The sequence below is a fragment of the Gracilibacillus saliphilus genome (genome assembly GCF_010994085.1).
Taxonomy (GTDB): domain Bacteria; phylum Bacillota; class Bacilli; order Bacillales; family Amphibacillaceae; genus Gracilibacillus; species Gracilibacillus lacisalsi.
This window is the reverse complement of sequence record NZ_WJEB01000008.1, coordinates 143225-160263: the sequence shown is the minus strand read 5'-3', so window position 1 is coordinate 160263 and position 17039 is coordinate 143225. Positions and strand designations below refer to the sequence as shown.

The 17039-nt window shown below is 35.8% G+C and carries 17 protein-coding genes; 10 read left to right on the top strand and 7 right to left on the bottom strand.

What is annotated here, in order from left to right; translation table 11 throughout:
- Window positions 1-512 precede the first annotated feature (512 nt).
- Window positions 513-1169, top strand: a complete 657-nt coding sequence (locus GHT08_RS09880) for a type 1 glutamine amidotransferase domain-containing protein (protein ID WP_163581244.1) — start codon at window positions 513-515, stop codon at window positions 1167-1169.
- Window positions 1170-1253: 84 nt separating this feature from the next.
- Window positions 1254-2933 carry an alpha-L-rhamnosidase-related protein gene (locus tag GHT08_RS09875; protein ID WP_163581243.1) on the top strand — a complete coding sequence of 560 codons (1680 nt, stop codon included), beginning with the start codon at window positions 1254-1256 and terminating at the stop codon, window positions 2931-2933.
- A gap of 40 nt (window positions 2934-2973) precedes the next feature.
- Here GHT08_RS09875 and GHT08_RS09870 read toward each other — a convergent pair whose 3' ends face one another.
- The 3 genes from GHT08_RS09870 to GHT08_RS09860 form a co-directional block, all read right to left on the bottom strand.
- Window positions 2974-4107 (bottom strand): zinc-dependent alcohol dehydrogenase, encoded by a 1134-nt coding sequence (locus GHT08_RS09870; RefSeq protein WP_163581242.1) that lies wholly within the window; start codon window positions 4105-4107, stop codon window positions 2974-2976.
- A gap of 110 nt (window positions 4108-4217) precedes the next feature.
- On the bottom strand, window positions 4218-5129 hold the full coding sequence (locus GHT08_RS09865) for a YheC/YheD family protein (protein ID WP_163581241.1): 912 nt from the start codon (window positions 5127-5129) through the stop codon (window positions 4218-4220).
- A gap of 1 nt (window position 5130) precedes the next feature.
- Complete coding sequence (locus GHT08_RS09860) at window positions 5131-5283, bottom strand: hypothetical protein (protein WP_163581240.1); 153 nt, start codon at window positions 5281-5283, stop codon at window positions 5131-5133.
- Between the two features lie 289 nt (window positions 5284-5572).
- Between GHT08_RS09860 and GHT08_RS09855 the strand changes: the two genes are divergently transcribed.
- The 4 genes from GHT08_RS09855 to GHT08_RS09840 all read left to right on the top strand — a co-directional run bounded on the left by GHT08_RS09855 (window position 5573) and on the right by GHT08_RS09840 (window position 8657).
- Complete coding sequence (locus GHT08_RS09855; protein ID WP_163581239.1) at window positions 5573-6517, top strand: helix-turn-helix transcriptional regulator; 945 nt, start codon at window positions 5573-5575, stop codon at window positions 6515-6517.
- Window positions 6518-6670: 153 nt separating this feature from the next.
- Window positions 6671-7087, top strand: a complete 417-nt coding sequence (locus GHT08_RS09850) for a DUF6438 domain-containing protein (protein WP_238343540.1) — start codon at window positions 6671-6673, stop codon at window positions 7085-7087.
- A 373-nt stretch (window positions 7088-7460) separates the two neighbouring features.
- On the top strand, window positions 7461-8261 hold the full coding sequence (locus GHT08_RS09845; RefSeq protein ID WP_163581237.1) for an SDR family NAD(P)-dependent oxidoreductase: 801 nt from the start codon (window positions 7461-7463) through the stop codon (window positions 8259-8261).
- A 234-nt stretch (window positions 8262-8495) separates the two neighbouring features.
- The gene (locus GHT08_RS09840) at window positions 8496-8657 is read left to right on the top strand and encodes a hypothetical protein (protein WP_163581236.1); all 162 of its coding nucleotides are present in this window, start codon (window positions 8496-8498) and stop codon (window positions 8655-8657) included.
- Between the two features lie 121 nt (window positions 8658-8778).
- On the opposite strand, the gene GHT08_RS09835 is transcribed toward GHT08_RS09840, so the two are convergent.
- Entirely contained in the window at window positions 8779-9456 is a 678-nt protein-coding gene (locus GHT08_RS09835) for a DUF421 domain-containing protein (RefSeq protein WP_163581249.1), read from the bottom strand.
- 190 nt (window positions 9457-9646) lie between these two features.
- Between GHT08_RS09835 and GHT08_RS09830 the strand changes: the two genes are divergently transcribed.
- Window positions 9647-10030 (top strand): hypothetical protein, encoded by a 384-nt coding sequence (locus GHT08_RS09830; RefSeq protein ID WP_163581235.1) that lies wholly within the window; start codon window positions 9647-9649, stop codon window positions 10028-10030.
- A gap of 293 nt (window positions 10031-10323) precedes the next feature.
- On the opposite strand, the gene GHT08_RS09825 is transcribed toward GHT08_RS09830, so the two are convergent.
- Window positions 10324-11481 carry an MFS transporter gene (locus GHT08_RS09825; protein ID WP_163581234.1) on the bottom strand — a complete coding sequence of 386 codons (1158 nt, stop codon included), beginning with the start codon at window positions 11479-11481 and terminating at the stop codon, window positions 10324-10326.
- 359 nt (window positions 11482-11840) lie between these two features.
- Between GHT08_RS09825 and GHT08_RS09820 the strand changes: the two genes are divergently transcribed.
- Window positions 11841-12692, top strand: a complete 852-nt coding sequence (locus GHT08_RS09820) for a patatin-like phospholipase family protein (RefSeq protein ID WP_163581233.1) — start codon at window positions 11841-11843, stop codon at window positions 12690-12692.
- 137 nt (window positions 12693-12829) lie between these two features.
- Here GHT08_RS09820 and GHT08_RS09815 read toward each other — a convergent pair whose 3' ends face one another.
- Window positions 12830-13240 carry a VOC family protein gene (locus tag GHT08_RS09815; RefSeq protein WP_163581232.1) on the bottom strand — a complete coding sequence of 137 codons (411 nt, stop codon included), beginning with the start codon at window positions 13238-13240 and terminating at the stop codon, window positions 12830-12832.
- Between the two features lie 324 nt (window positions 13241-13564).
- Between GHT08_RS09815 and GHT08_RS09810 the strand changes: the two genes are divergently transcribed.
- Window positions 13565-13666 carry a putative holin-like toxin gene (locus tag GHT08_RS09810; protein ID WP_337747372.1) on the top strand — a complete coding sequence of 34 codons (102 nt, stop codon included), beginning with the start codon at window positions 13565-13567 and terminating at the stop codon, window positions 13664-13666.
- Window positions 13667-14116: 450 nt separating this feature from the next.
- Window positions 14117-15445, top strand: coding sequence for a CoA-disulfide reductase (locus tag GHT08_RS09805; protein WP_163581231.1), 1329 nt, complete (start codon window positions 14117-14119; stop codon window positions 15443-15445).
- 273 nt (window positions 15446-15718) lie between these two features.
- On the opposite strand, the gene GHT08_RS09800 is transcribed toward GHT08_RS09805, so the two are convergent.
- Complete coding sequence (locus GHT08_RS09800) at window positions 15719-16840, bottom strand: DUF2515 family protein (protein ID WP_420370963.1); 1122 nt, start codon at window positions 16838-16840, stop codon at window positions 15719-15721.
- Between the last annotated feature and the right edge of the window lie 199 nt (window positions 16841-17039).

Below are 17039 nucleotides of genomic sequence, written 5' to 3'. Positions count from 1 at the left end.
CTAATTACTACGCTTTCCGCGGCCACGGCCTCAACTAACTTTGCAAAGAAAAACACGGTGCAAATTGGATTTTCGGTTCGTGCTATTCCAGCAGGAGTTTCCGTAATCGACTCTGAGAAGGTGCAACAACTCTTGTCATAAGTAATAGGTTGACAATTTTTATAATGAACAAAATAAAAATCGCTATCCGTGAGTATAAAAGCAGCTGTGTTACTTCATACTAGTGTTGTTGAACAGATCTTAGTGATGGATGCCCACCCCGCGGAAAGGAAAGTGGGCAGCCGGAGTGGTGGTCAAGTTGTTCAAATATTTCACCATTACTATCAAAGTAATTATGGACCGCAGCATCAAAACTCTAAAAGAAAAAAAAATGTCAATAATTGCATTCAAAACTTACACTTATTTTGGGGCATCATTGTTCAATCATTTGACGTTTGTTGCTAATATCCGTTATTTTTACTATGTGCATGAAAGTAACACATGCCAATTACCTTCTAAAGGAGGAAAGAATATTGTCAAAACGTATTTTAATAGTAGTTACAAATCACACAACCATTACAGATGATCATAAAACAGGATTATGGTTAGAGGAATTTGCTGTTCCATATTTAGTTTTTAAAGAAAAAGGTTATGACGTCACAGTTACCAGTATCAAAGGTGGAGAAGTAGCGTTAGACCCTAACAGTATAGAAGATAAGCCAGAATGGAAAGAAGCAGAGGAAGAATTAAAATCAACAACTAAATTAACCAAAGAACATGCTAGTGGTTATGATGCAGTATTCTTACCAGGTGGTCACGGTACGATGTTCGATTTTCCTGATAATGAAACACTACAATATGTATTACAACAATTTGCTGAAGATGATCGTGTCATCGGTTCTGTGTGCCACGGTCCAGCAGGAATTGTGAATGTTACTTATAAAGATGGTACCCCCCTAGTGAAAGATAAGAAAGTGACAGCATTTACGGATAGTGAAGAAATGGAAATGCAATTAGACCAACATATGCCATTCTTATTAGAGAGAAAAATCCGTGAAAAAGGAGCGGATTTCCAACAGGATAAAAACTGGTCTGACTTTTCTGTCCGTGATGGCAACTTAGTTACGGGGCAAAACCCGCAATCAAGTCGAAGTACTGCTAAAAAAGTAATAGAGGCACTGGAAGCATGAATTTAAAAATGGGACAAGTTAACCACAACTTGTCCCAATCCTTATAATTTTATGTAAACGCTAACACAAGGAGGGAGGGATTACATGAAGTCGATGTCAAGAGGAAAGAGGGATCATCGCATTCGCGAATATGTTACACCAAAGAGGATTGTATGGAAAACAGCAGGTGATACATTTGAAAACGAAGAGTTATTATTACAAGAAAAAGATTCCCAGGTCCTTATTACACCTGACAACCCAGTCATCATAAGAAACGATGGAATAACCCCGGGAATTTTATTGGATTTTGGAATCGAACTTCATGGTGGAGTCCAATTAGCAATCTGGAATTGTGTCAAAAGGGGAGAACTGATTAAACGTGTAAAAGTTCGTGTTCGATTTGGAGAATCTGCGATGGAAGCAATGAGTGATATCGGCGGAGAGACGAATGCTACCAATGACCATGCAATGCGTGATCAGATTTTAGATATCAGTTTTTTAGGAATGAATGAAATTGGTAATACCGGTTTTCGGTTTGTTCGAATAGATTTATTAGAAGAAGATTGCTTTATTCAAGTTAATACGATCAAGGCGATATTCTATCATCGTGATCTACCTTTAAAAGGATCATTCAACTCCAGTGACCCATTGTTGAATCAAATTTGGGACACAGGAGCTTATACTGTTTACTTGAATATGCAGGATTATATATGGGACGGGATAAAACGAGATCGTATGGTGTGGATTGGTGACATGCATCCGGAAGTTGCTACGATTCAAGCAGCATTTGGTCCGGAAAAAATTGTTCCAAAAAGCTTAGACTTCGTTAAAGATCGAACAACATTACCTGATTGGATGAACACTTTCCCAAGTTATTCTGCTTGGTGGATGATCATTCAACATGATTGGTATATGTACACTGGTGATAAAGCCTATTTAAATGACCAAAAAGATTACATGATTGCTTTACTTGATCAAATGGGATCACATATTAATAACAATGGAACAAACACAATGCCTAATCCATTTCTTGATTGGCCAACAGTGCATAACAAGAATGGAGTACATGCAGGTGTTCATGCATTAATTATGCTTGCTATAGAAAAAGCTACTCATTTAATCAAGATATTAGGTGATTTTTCAGTTGCTGAACGTGGAGAATCTTATTTAAAGAAGTTGACTAGTCACAAGCCAAACCACGGAAATAGTAAGCAAGCGGCAGCACTCTTGGCATTGAGTGGGAAAGAAGAAGCAGTACAAATCAATGAAAGTGTATTATCAAAGGCAGGTGCAAAAGGGGTATCTACTTTTTACGGGTATTATATTCTTCAAGCAAAAGCTTTGGCAAAGGATTTTTCAGGAGCATTAGATTTAATTAGAGAGTATTGGGGTGGCATGTTATCATTAGGTGCTACGACTTTCTGGGAGGATTTTGATATCAATTGGCTTCAAAATGCTGCTCGTATCGATCAACTAACACCACAAGGCAAAATTGATGTACACGGAACATATGGTGACCATTGTTATGTCGGTTATCGACATAGTCTTTGTCACGGTTGGGCATCTGGTCCAACAGCATGGCTCTCGCAGCACATTTTAGGAATTAAGATTAACGATCCAGGCTGTAAAGTGATTGAAATTACACCATCATTGGGAGACCTTGAATGGGTGGAAGGTTCCTTTCCGACCCCATATGGTATAATAAAGGTAAAACATTATAAACAAAAAGATGGTTCCATAGAAACATCATACGAGGCACCAACTGAAGTAGAAATTATAAACTAATTAATCCAGCTCTTTCCGTAAAGGACAGAGCTGGATTTCATTATGGATTTAAGACAACCTTTATACAATTATCTTTCTTTTGATTAAAGATTTCGTATCCGTGAGCAGCTTCTTCTAACGCAAGCTCATGTGTTATCATGGTTGTTGGATCAATTTCACCACTGACAATTTGTTTGTAGATGGGTTCCATTAAAGATCTGGCATGAGCTTGTCCCATTTTGAGTTGTACATTTCTTGCAAAAAATGCACCTAGAGGGAAGAGGTTGTAATTGCCGCCATACACCCCTGTAATTTGGTAAGTTCCACATTTCTTGACAGCCTTTGTTGCGATTTGAATAGGTCCAAGTGTCCCACCTTGCAGCTTTAATTTTTGCTCCACAAATTCTAAAGGCGATTTTTTCCCATCCATACCAACACAATCTATCACAACATCGGCACCACCTTTTGTCACTTCTTTTAATGTCTCACCCATATCATCATGTTCTGTAAAATTGAATACTTCTGTTTGATGATGCTTTTTAGCATGCTCTAGTCTGTAAGGAATATAATCCACTGCAATGACACGTTCAGCCCCTTTTTGCCAGGCAAATTGTTGCGTCATCAATCCTACTGGACCACACCCGAGGACAATTACGGTATCACCAGCTTTTACTCCAGCATTTTCAACACTCCAGCGGGCAGTCGGTAATACGTCAGATAAAAATAAAAGAGAGGAGTCATCCAATTCACAATCTTTTGGTACCAGAAAGGGAGTATAATTACCATAAGGTACGCGTAAATATTCTGCTTGCCCTCCCGGATAATTACCAAACTTCTCAGAGTACCCTAAGTATCCACCAGAGTCATAGTGTGGATTTGCGTTGTCACATTGACTTTCGTGATGTGATTCACAATAAGGACATTTACCACAGGCAACGGTAAATGGTATAACTACACGGTCCCCTTTTTTAACTTTTGTTACATCAGGACCTACCTCTTCAACAATTCCCATTGGTTCGTGTCCAATCTGATAACCTATAGGCAGGGGGAAATTCCCTTGATATAAGTGTAGATCCGAACCACATATAGCTGTCGAAGTTATTCTAACAATAACATCCTCTGGTTGTTGAATATCTGGAAAAGAGACATTTTTTACCGCTATTGAATATTTCCCTTGGTATGTAACAGCCTTCATTAAACTTCACCGCCTTTGTTAATTATCTTTTAGGATTCCAACACAGGTCGAAGTTATACATCAGACAAAAAGAATGACCCTTTACCAATGCAAGGATCATTCTTTTTCTATTACATAGATTGAGTTTTTTTATTAGCATTATTGATTTCATTCATTTTGTAATAATAATAACCGGATTTAATCAAGGCGATCTCACCAATAGCAAACTCGGTACCGGGTGAAGTGTTAATCTCGAATAAATAGGTGTTTCCATTGGGGTCAATTCCTACATCAATCCCTAAAGAACTTAAGTTTTTACCAGTCAATTCTTCAATATGACCAGGAAGTCCATCTCCAATTTGAATAATCTTCTTCTCAATTGCTTTCCAGTTTTCAGGATAATTGACTTGCAGAAATGAACTTAATTCTGCTACATAACCACCTTGGGCTACATTAGATACGATTTTTTGTTTACCGGCAATTCGAACTAAATTAACGACTGTTTCCCATTTGCCGTACACATTTTTCTCTAAACGAATACGGACATCAAAAGGTTTCCCGTTTTCATCTACTGTTTCAATATATTTCTGACATATATATTTTTTCTTGGAGACAAGACCATACAGGAATTGAAAAATTTCATCATGAGTGAGCGTTTCTTCATTTGTCTCATGAATCAGATGATAATGACCATCATCTAATACAGTAACTTTATAGATATGCTCACCTCTCATCCCTCTACTCGGCTTTAAAATGACCATTGGATGCTTGGATAAAAATTCCATAATACTTTCTGGCTGATTCGTTGTAATGTAAGGTATCACAATATCTTTGAAGGTTTTACCATCCCTAACTAATCTATACTGCTTTGTCTTCGTTCCAATCAGGTCATTCGATATTGTACTCACCTGACGTAAATAGTTAGTAACTTCTTTGTGCCTGAAGCATAATGTGGCTAGGTCGTTAAACACTGGAACATTCGTAACTTCTGTCACCCATTTATCATTAACAAGTATTTTCCCAGTTACTTGATGTTGTTCCATATCAACATCTTTTGGCGTGTAGTAAATCATAATGGGCACAGGCTTTGGCTAATAATTTATGAAATTCATTCGGCTTTCGTGGGTTCCTGACACAGCCGACATATTGTTTCGGTTTATTTCGTTTAAAGTTAAATAGTGAATTAATCTGGAACATGGATAGACCTCCTAGAGTCTGAAATATGTAAAGTCACTGATGAATTTTTCGGATGTCCTACTCTAAACTTCTTTAAATAGCTTGGATACCCATATTATACCTCCAAATCTAAAAATTAAACCGATTTAACAGGTTTTTAATTGAATTGAAAATAGCATGTAAACTTCGTAAAACAATTCATGATGTGCGTTACAATCTTAAATAATTTGAATTATGACAAAGATGGTGCCTATTTTCATGGTAAAATAGTCTTATGTAATTTATATACTAATGAAAAAGGAAGTGCTTTATGGGCAAACTAAGTAATTGTCTCAGTATGATTCAGATTTTAATGGCAAGACCGAAAGTAAAAATTGATGATTTAGCAGCTGAACTTGGAGTGAAGCCTCGTATGATTCGCGTCTATCGTGATGAACTTGAGAAAGCAGGTATTTATATCGAAAGTGTCCGAGGAGTAAACGGAGGTTATTCTCTAGACAGGCGGTCAATCCTACCAATACGGAACTTTAATTCAACAGAGGTACAAGAACTGCAAATCGCAATTAAATCCTATCTTTCCAAGCAACCAGATCATGATAGTACACTCGATAATGCATTAGAAAAAATCAAAGCAGCCCAGCGTGATCAAGCGTTAAGCAGCAAGCATTTCTATTTTGCCAATGACTATTTAATTAATGCAGAACTGGGCAATGAATCAGAACATTATAAAAGGCTGTATCATGCATTTAACCATCGTAAAAAGGTAATGATTACATATGAGGCGGCATCCACAAACGCTGTCACGAAAAGAACAATACATCCTTATGCTTTTGTCGTTTATGATGAAAATATTTATTGTGTGGCATATTGTGAACAAAAAGATGCGTTGCGTACATTTAAAATTATCCGGATTCATGATGTAGTTTTGGTAGATCAAAATTTCTACATGCCTGAGGATTTTGATATAAGAAAACAATTCCCGCACTTGGGGTTTATTCATGAGCCGCAAGAAGTGGAATTAATTATTGATACACCTTTCTCTAATCAAGTGAAAGAATCCATTTACAGCACCGATCAAATTATCGAAGAATTACCTGATAATGCGATTCGCTTTAAGGCGACACTAAACGGTGAACAATCTATTAAGAAATGGATTTTAGGAATGGGGACAAAGGCTAGAGTAATAGCACCTAAACATTTGAAGGAAGAAATTCAGTTAGAAGTTGAACAAATGCTACAGAATCTTCAAAAATAGCTAAAGAATTTGAAGGCTACCTCCTTTTTGATAGTGAAGGGAGGTAGCTATTTTTTAGCATTTTTTTTCAACTGACATTCTTATTGCCTCTTTGTCCTCTATAATCATGTTTGTAATAAACAAACACGTTTCAATTAAAGGGGGCGAAGTACTTTGTTTGAGAAAATCATTTTCTCGCGCTCAACATGTTATGGAAGTTGCCCTGAATTTGATGTGATCGTAAATTGTAATGGTGCGGCCAAGTGGTTCGGAGGTATGCATGTGTATCACGTTGGTGAGGAAGTGTTCTGTATTGACCAGGGACGCTTAAGGCAATTAGCTGAGAAGCTACGGTCGATAGATTTTCGTCATTTTACTTATCCATCTGCTACCATATTTGCAACAGATCAACCGTATTGCACGATCTGGGTAAAGTATGAGGACGGATTAGTCAAAGAGGTGGAACATTATTTGGGAGATAGTGCAGAAAAAGGTTCGAAAGCAAAACAGGATTTTCAGAAACTTGAAAAGTTAGAAAATGAAATAGAGGTGATTCTTGGTTTGAAAAAGTTTATTGAATGCCCGAATTAACTTGATTTTAGTGAAAGTTTAGAATCAACTGGCCACCTATTGGGTGGTCTTTTTTTAGAATAAAGTATTTGACGATAAGCCAATTCTTTCAGATCTTTGAATATCTTACGACTATTCAGATAATTGGAATTGATGCTAAAACCAGTTATCATAATAAGAAAAGCGCAGAGCGCCTGATTAGAAACGTAGCGACTGGAACGAATTAACTGAGATAAAGGAATCACGGTGAGTTTACGAACCGATGATGACTTATCGTAGGGCAATTCGTGAAGTCGCCTAGTTTCTGGGCGCTCGGAGCTAGACATCTACGCAATATTTATACTTTCTTATCATAAAAATATAAACAATCTTGTTCAAATGGAGGGAAGAAGTGATGACAGTTTTTGCTATAGACGCAATGAATGATAGGCATGTACTCATTACTGGTGCTACTGGTGGAATAGGCTATGAGACAGCAAAAGTGCTCATAAATATGGGAGCTAAGGTGACAATCACAGGCAGAAATCAAGATAGGCTTTGTCAGCTTGAAAAGGATTTACTACAACTTGCATCGGCAGACAAACTTTGTGTTGTATTGGCAGACATTACAAAGGAAAAAGATCGAACCAATTTGATACAAACTGCAGAAGAAAAGCTAGGTTATATTTCTGATTTAGTCAATGCTGCTGGTGTAAGTGGAGGAGCACCTGTAGAACAGTTAGAAACTGATGTGATCGAGCAGTTGATGGATATAAACTATTTTTCAACTTTCCGTTTAACAAAGGAAATCTATCAGAAAATGATTTCAGAAAAAAGAGGTAATATCGTTAATGTTGCATCATTATCTGGTCTGAGAGGAACATATGGGAACACTGCTTATGCTTCTACTAAATTTGCAATGATTGGCTGGACACAGTCCATGGCATTGGAAGCCATCGAGTATAACATAAGAGTAAATGCTGTTTGTCCAGGTTTTGTTGATACTGATATGGCGCATCATATTCTAAAGAAGAAGGCAGAGAGAAATGACATTTCCTATCAACAAGCGTTAGAAAATGCGACAAACAGTATACCATCAGGGCGTTTAACCACAGCTTTAGAAGTAGCAAATACGATTGCTTTTTTATTAACTGATGCTGCACAAAACATAGTTGGTGAATCAGTGAAGATCTCTGGTGGGAGTGTGATGAGGTGAAGTAGAGTAAAAGAAGCAAAAAGGGCTTAACTAGTCCGTTATTGTTATCGAATTTAAAGAAATAGAAAAGGAGATACACTCCACGCAAGACTTCATAATACATTGGGAATAAAAAATACAAATTGGTAGAGGGATGAGGACTGGTTCAACTGTACTGTTATCATAAATGAAGATTTCACTTTGCTTTGACATTCCTGATAAATACCATTTTTAATAAACAGGAGGTATTGCCTTGTGGACGAGAAAGTAGGACATTGTGCAGAATGTGATAAAACGATTTATTGTAAAGATGGCTTTCTAGATGGTGTTCATTATAAAGGTAAAATTTATTGTTGGGAATGTGATCAAATCTGTAATATGCAAAACTTAGACGAGAATGACGAAGAATTACACTAATAACAAGCCGTCGAAATACTTCCCATGTATTCTTAGTATTTATTTAAAGAAAAAGAGAGCATTCTCAAGCTGTGAGTGAATGCCCTCTTTTAAAATGGTTTCTGGAAGGTACTTATAAAATTTAATATGTATCTTTCTGTTCGGTATAAACTTTAAGGTCATAATCCTTATCTCTTACTGTAGCGTACAATATCTTCGCAAGCTGATCATATCCTTGAGAAGTAAGTTCTTCTCGCAACCATCGTTCATCTTTATTCATAATGGCTAAGTTATTGTGTTGTATTTCGCCTTCCATAACGACTATAATTGGTAAGCCTTGATCCTCTGTATTTAATCCTAAGTGATAAGGTGTTAAATATACTTTATCTTTTTTGGGTAGGATACTAATTTTTCCATTTGGTTCAAGAATCGCGTAATCCACTTCACTAATATCAAAAAAACCAGCGTTACGAATAGTTGCTAATAGTTCTATTAACGTAAAATGGCTTTTTCGTAAACTATCAATATTTAATTTACCGTCTCTGACTAAAAACGTTGGCTCACCAATAAGCAGTCTATCCAACTTATTCCTAAGGCTCAATTTTGAAATAATTAAATATAGTACGATGATTGTAATGCCTCCGACTATGCCTTGGATGATACCATCCACTTTTACTGAACCAAAAAGTATATACGCTAAAAAAAATAATGCGCCAAAGTCATGTGGTGTAAGCTGTGCTAATGCAATTTTTCCTAAAATTCGAATGGCTACAACATAAATAATAAATAGAATGATGATTTGACCAATAAATAAAAGCACAATCAATGACACCCTTCATGCTAAAAATCTTAGATTATTACTTCATTAATAGTGTGTAATAAAATTGGTGTCTCATACGTTATATTTCAAGATGTAATTCCCATAGTTTTAATAATTTTATCTGTACTTTGTAACATTAGTGGATAAATTGAATATTTTAGATATGAATAACATCATAGGGAGTGATAGCATGTATCAAGAGCGACCACATCATCATAATCCACACCATCAACAACCATATGGTCAAATGGTGGAGCCTCAACAAATGGATTATCATCATTATCAAAAACAGATGCATGAAATGTGCAAAACTTACCATCTTTATTTTATGCAATTTCAAACAACGGAAGGAGAAATAATCGAGGGAATTATTGAAAACATCGATGATGACGGTGTCATCATACTCATTCCAGTTGGAGATATGGAAAGAGTGGACGAAGCAGAACGGCAATACGGTTATGGTTATGGTTATGATTATGATTATGGCTATTTTCCAAGAAGGTTTCGCAGGTTTAGACGACGTAGACTTCCATTTTTCTTATTACGCAGCTTGTTTTTCCCATATTATTATTAGTTCTTTTTTTATTTTGTGCCCCATTTTAAAAAGGTACCAGAATGCCTCTGTCATTGATGATAAGAGGCATTTTTTATCTTGTTTTCAAATAGAAGAAACTTGGCAAAGAGAAATTGATTGTTGTGTTGATAATATATGCAGTTATATTTTATATGAATGGGTGAATGATGGGGAAATAAAGTCCATTTTTATCTATTACAGAAACACTAATGTGAAAAAATTAAGGAACAAACAAACCTACTATTACTTATGGTTTTTAGATGAATATTCTCAGTGGAAAAGGGAAGGGAAAGTTATCTCTGTTTCCATTTACCCTTCCCTGCGATGATCACAAAAATAATGAAGAATAGCGCACTAATTAAATAAAAAAAGCTTACAGAAGTTACAAATTGGATAAATAAGCCGCCGACAGATGGACCTACCAGGCTGCCAAAGCTGAAAAATACGCCGCATAACAAGTTACCCGTTGGTAATAATTCTGTAGGTATTAAGTCTGTCATATAGGTAATTCCTAAAGAAAACATGGATCCAACAAACATTCCAACTAAAAATAAACAAGTAAATAAGCCATAGAAAGATTGCTCTAATAATCCCGCTGCGGAAAAGCAAATAAAACCTAGCAACAGTACAGCTGTTAATACTTTTCTTCGCCCAAATTTGTCACTTAACATCCCGAGAGGCAGTTGAAAGATGATTGCTCCGATTGCAAACGCAAATAATAATGCTGATACATTTTCTACTTCAATACCAATTCGTAGCGCATAGACAGGAAAGTTTCCATTAAGTGATGTTTCTAAAAAACCATAAGCAAACGGCGGCAAAAATGCAACCCACGCATATTTCCACGCTTGTGCAAACCGTTTAAACGTATTTTTGAAAGAGCTCATCCGCAAATCCTGTTCCGGTAATTCATTTCTAAGTGCAAATAAAAACAGCCAGCCAATAAGACTTAATCCAGATGCGAGTATAAATGGCAAGCTTTCACTAATATTTACTAGGGGGACCATTAATGGCCCGACAGCAAAACCAATCCCGAAAAATAAACCATAGATAGCAATGTTTCTACCCCGTTTCTGTTCCGGCGAAAATGCAGTGATCCATGTCTGTGCTCCGAAATTAAGTGCATGATCACCGATTCCAATCAATAAACGTAATAAAAACCAGAACCAAAAGGAGTGCCACAAAGGAAACAATGCTAATGAAACCAGTACAAGCAGTCCACCAGTTATAATTAATGGCTTGTATCCGAATTTTCTTAACGGTTGTTCCATAAAAGGGGAAGCTAACAGGATTCCGATGTATAAGCCTGTTGCATTTAAACCATTTAAAAAAGAAGACACACCACTACTTTCAAAAATCACTGCAATTAATGGTAAAAGCATACCTTGACTAAAACCAGATACAGCAACAATGCTAACTAAAATCCAAAAACGAAATCGATTTTTTTTCATAATAATCCCTTCACCTTCTTACTATACAGATAAATATCGTACACTAAATAAAACATAATAGAAACAATTTGCTTGAAGTATGATTCTGTCAACTGAGAGTCTAACAAAGACAATTAACACCACGATAAAAGAAACAAGACACTCATTCATTTTATTTTTACTGATTAATAATGGTGATCTTGAAATTATTAGGGCGCTTTTATATAATAAATCAATTATTTCAACATTGCTATTATATATTTTTATAAAATGAAAAATAATCCTTTCTATAAATGATACAAGATTCAAAACTGGATTTGATTGAATAGCTGTTGTATCATGTACGTATTGTAAATTATAGGAAAGTAAGAGGCGATAGAATGAGAGACGTTGGATTGGTTTTAGAAGGTGGAGGAAGCAGAGGAGTATATACAGGAGGAGTGTTACAATATTTAATGGAGCAGGAAATTTACATACCTTATGTAATTGGCGTTTCAGCAGGAGCTTGTAATGGATCATCCTATATTGCTCGTCAAATAGAACGAAACAAAACAGTCAATATCGATTATGTCAGCCACCCTGAATATTTATCATTCCGAAATTGGATTAAAAAGCGTGAATTATTCGGAATGGATTTTTTGTTTGATACGTTACCAAATGACTTGGTTCCATTTGATTATGAAACATTTAATAAAGCAACGGAAGAATTCGTGGTAGGTGTAACAGATTGTAAAACGGGTGAACCATTATTTTATCATAAATCAGATTATGCTAATGATATGCTTACACTTCTACGTGCATCAAGCTCTTTGCCAATGGTAGCACCTATTGTCAAATATGATAACCGTGCTTTAATGGATGGCGGTATTTCAGCACCACTTCCTATTAAGCAATCAGAAAAAGATGGTAATAGAAAAAATGTAGTGATTTTAACGAGAAATAGAGGTTACTTTAAAAAGCCGCAATCATTCAGTTGGTACATAAAACGAAAGTACCGTGACTACCCAGGATTATTAAAAGCTTTGGAAAAAAGGCATATAGAATATAATGACAGATTAAACTATTTGTTTGAAGAAGAGAAAAAGGGAAATGTCTTCATTATTTCTCCAACAGAGAAATTGACTGTTGGACGTGTTGAAAAGAACAAGAAGAAGCTAATGGATTTATATCAAAAAGGCTATGAAGATGTAAAAAAACTTGGAGAAGAATTAAAAGGGTTTTTAGATAGCTGATTATGCAATTTTTATAATTCTTTTAATATTTAAATTGTTGGTAGCAAATTTGTAGAAATGTAAAAAAATCAAATATGTTTTAGTAAAAAAAGAGCTGTCGACAAGTTATAAAAACTTGTTGGCAGCTTTTTTGCTAATTATTTTACATAATTCTCATCCATATAAAATACTTCCCAAATATGACCGTCTAAATCCTGAAAGCTCCAACCATACATAAAGCCATGATCTTGTTTCTCATTTGCGTGGCTTCCGCCTGCTTCTATAGCCTTATTCACCAATTCATCCACTTGCTCTGGACTTTCAGCTGATAAAGCGATTAATACTTCTGTAGCTTTTGTTGCATCCACAATATTTTTATTAGTAAACGCTTGAAAACGACTTTCTTCTAACAACATAACAAAGATATTATCATTAACAATCATGCATGTTGTCGTCTCATCTGTGAATTGTTGGTTAAACTCAAACCCTAACGCACTAAAAAATTCAACAGACTTTTTTAAATTCTTAATTGGTAAGTTTACGAAAATATTGTTTGATCTTAAACTCATTTTCTTCACCTCTTGATAATGTATTTCTTTCATATTACTTTATATTAGAAAAAGATATTTCTTATATTTTGCTTTATTTTGTGTTTCAATCGATTCAGTAATTTGAAATGAGAATTTGTTACTTCCAAGGAAAGAATAAAACCAATATGCGCTTGCTTAGTAGTTCTCTACAACGCTTGCAAGCAATTTCTTAGTGATTAAGATATTTAAATCAAATAAGGTAGGAAGGGATAAGCATGTATGTTCTTGCTTAGTGCGTATGTTACAATAAAGTTGGATAATGTTCTTTTAGGGAAGGTCGGCTAATCTCCGGGGAAGGAGGTGATGCCTCTGGGTATGTATGAAAGTTTCATGGTGTTGTTTAGTTTTGGAACTTTCTTGATAGCATTACTCGCTTTGATCGTTTCGATGATCAATCGAAAATAGACCTCCCTATTTACCCTGACAAGTGACTAGGTGAGGCCTATCTTACAGATAGCCGAACCCTTCTGGGGGAACCGCTTATCCAAAGTCCACAGTTACCGCTGTGGGCTTTTAGTATGAGTATATGCTTTAACTAATGTCATTATAGCAATACTTTGCTGATTTGTCACTAACTCTGATAGTATAATGGGCAAATAGGCAGGAGGAATAAAGGGAAAGGCATCATGTCTGAAGATAAGCAGAAATTTAACAGTTTGAAGAACTGGTGACGTCTTGATGACACTTCTCACAATAAAGTATCTGTCGGTTGATTCTCCTCTTTTTCCTTAGATAATATATGTCCAGTTTTATCAAAGCTACAAAATTAAAGCTGATTAAATGATGGGATAAGAATAGTCGGGTATAATACTAATAGGCATTTGAAATTTCTATTTCAGAACGGAGAGTTGTTGGATGAAATACGTTATAATCGGTGGAGTTGCGGCAGGGATGAGTGCAGCGATGGAAATTAAGCGAACAGATGATTCCGCGGAGATCACAGTGTTGGAACGTGGTGAAGATTATTCATATGGGCAGTGTGGACTACCATATGTAATCAATGGACTTGTACCGTCTACCAAAGATGTTATTGCGAGGACGGTTGAAACGTTTAGAGAAAAGTATAGTATTGATGCCAGAATATATACGAATGTGACAAAAGTAGATTCGCAAAACCACCAGGTCATTGGTTTCCATCTAGATTCGAATCAATCCTTTACTTTAAAATATGATCGATTGTTAATCGCCACAGGCGCTGATCCTATTTTGCCTGAATGGCCAGGAATTGATTTAGAAGGAATTCATACATTAAAAACTTTACAAGATACAGATGGATTAATGACTGATTTAACAGAAGAAATCAAACATGTCACCATTGTTGGGGCAGGTTATATAGGACTCGAAGTGGCAGAGAGTTTTCGATCAATCGGAAAAGAAGTAACACTAATTCAAAGAGGCGATCAATTAGCGAAAATTTTCGACGAAGATATGTCAAAGTTAATTGAAAAAGAAGCATTGTATCATCAGATTGACATTAAGTTAGAGGAAGAAGTAACAGGTTTTTCTGGTAAAGAACGTGTGGAAGCAGTTATTACCAACAAGAGTACATATTCAACTGATTTAGTTCTGCTAAGTGCTGGAGTAAAACCGAATACTGACTTTCTAAAAAGTAGTGGGATTCAGATGAACAAGGAAGGTGCGATTCGGGTAAATGCTTACATGGAAAGCTCGATTCCAAACGTATATGCTGCAGGTGATTGTGCCACACATTATCATATGATCAAACAGGTGGATGATTATATTCCATTAGGTACTACTGCCAACAAGCAAGGTAGAATTGCCGGTGCAAACATGGCTGGAAATGCCATCACGTTTAAAGGGATAGTAGGCACATCCATTATCAAATTCTTTGACTTAGATCTAGGCAGAACTGGAATCACAGAAACAGAAGCAAAAAGGTTGAACATACCTTATCAGATTGAAACAAGAGATGACACGAATCAGGCAGGTTATTATCCAGGAGCGAAAACACTAACTATTAAGTTAATTTTTTATCAGAAAACGAGCCAATTATTAGGGGGTCAGATTATCGGAAGGAAAGGTGTCGACAAACGGATCGACGTATTGGCCACGGCGTTATTCAATAAAATGACCATTCAACAATTGCAAGACCTTGACCTGGCATATGCTCCGCCATTTAACAGTGTTTGGGATCCAATTCAAAAGATCTCCCGAAAAACGTAAGATTTATTGATCGTATTAACTAAGAAAAAACGGCAAACCCCGCCGGTCCATTATTAAATGCTAATAGAAGTCGATTACTTTATTAGTAATAATGGAATATTTGAACAGCTTAACCACCACTCCGGCTGCCAACTTCCCTTTCCGTGGGGTTATACATCAAACATTTTAAAATAACTACTTCGCTTAACAAAGTCATTACACTGATTTTATTCTTTCTTTCCATACAATCAAAAGACTTCCATGGTATTGGAAGTCTTTTAATCATGGTTACATTTATTTGCTTAGTGGTTCTTTAGCAAGGATAGCAAGTTCCATCTTTTCCAATGATTCACAATATTCATCTTGAATATCTCCATTTACTTTGGAAGGATCTTTTTGTAAATAGTGAATCACTCTCCAATTGGAATACCAGTCGCCTTTTTCTGCTGGTTGCTGTTCAACATTACTCCAAGCATTCTCTAATGAAGGACTGTACAAACGGTTTGCTCCAGGTTTTAATTGGCATCCTTCTATCCTTTGCTGAAAAGGTTCGTCAGGATTGGATTCGTTGATGTCATTAAAAATGTCTGGCCAGTAGTCTTGCCTTGACCCTGTGTGTGGTTGTCTCCGTGCCATATCATAAATGTCTGAGAAGAAATTATCATTAAATAATAATTGATACAATCGTTTACCTAATAGAATCCGCTCTTTTAAAGAAGCAAATTGATGTACAGATTGCCCGACTAGTTTAACTTGCTTTCCATCTATGAAGGGAAACAGTATTTGATTCAGTTGCAATAACTCCTGCATTTTAAATTCTAACGACTCCAACAATGTAGCATGATATTCTTTGTTCTGAATGACTCTGCCTTCGATATAGTTTTGTTCGTTAATAATAAGTGCGACAGTTATCAGGTAATTATCTTTCTTTTGATAATAATGATCCCACATCACCTTCATAAAATAAGAAATACCGAATTGTGGAAGTAAATAGAATAAATTTTTGTTTGCTTTTTTACTTTCTTCATATAACAGCAATTGAGGATAGGCGTCATGAAAAATCAGCCAATTACTCCGTTCTAAAAAAGCAAAAAAATAAGTTTTCTGCTCTTTAGTTATGAGCCTTGTCAATAGGCTCCCCTTCAAATCAGTCATGTTCCATCCGGCATTTCGGGATACCATATGTGCCAGAAATGCCCATTCGATTTCAGGATTTCTTTTAAAAAATGCAAGATATGCTTTCGTCCTGGTAAGGTTATTCAGATTATTTTCTCTTGTCTGTCCTTTGATAAATTGTACTAGTTTTGCTTCAGCGTCTGTAAGACTGTCGAAGTCAGTAAAGGAATCTTTTTTTTGCTGTAATGTTTTTTTTATTGACTTCAGTTCTGTAGGTAATCTTTTAAATTGGTTAAATATTCGTGATCCCTCCTTTATTATCTTATGTTTAGGTTATGTATCCATACTATTATGTTTACTATATGAAAAGGGATTTATTCAATTTAGGTGAGAGTGAAAGGATTCTAAGTTAAATATATATTTCATTAACTAGAGTTCTTGTAGAAAATTAATGTTTAACAAAAGATGTGGATTACATAAAAAATATAGGGATGAACGT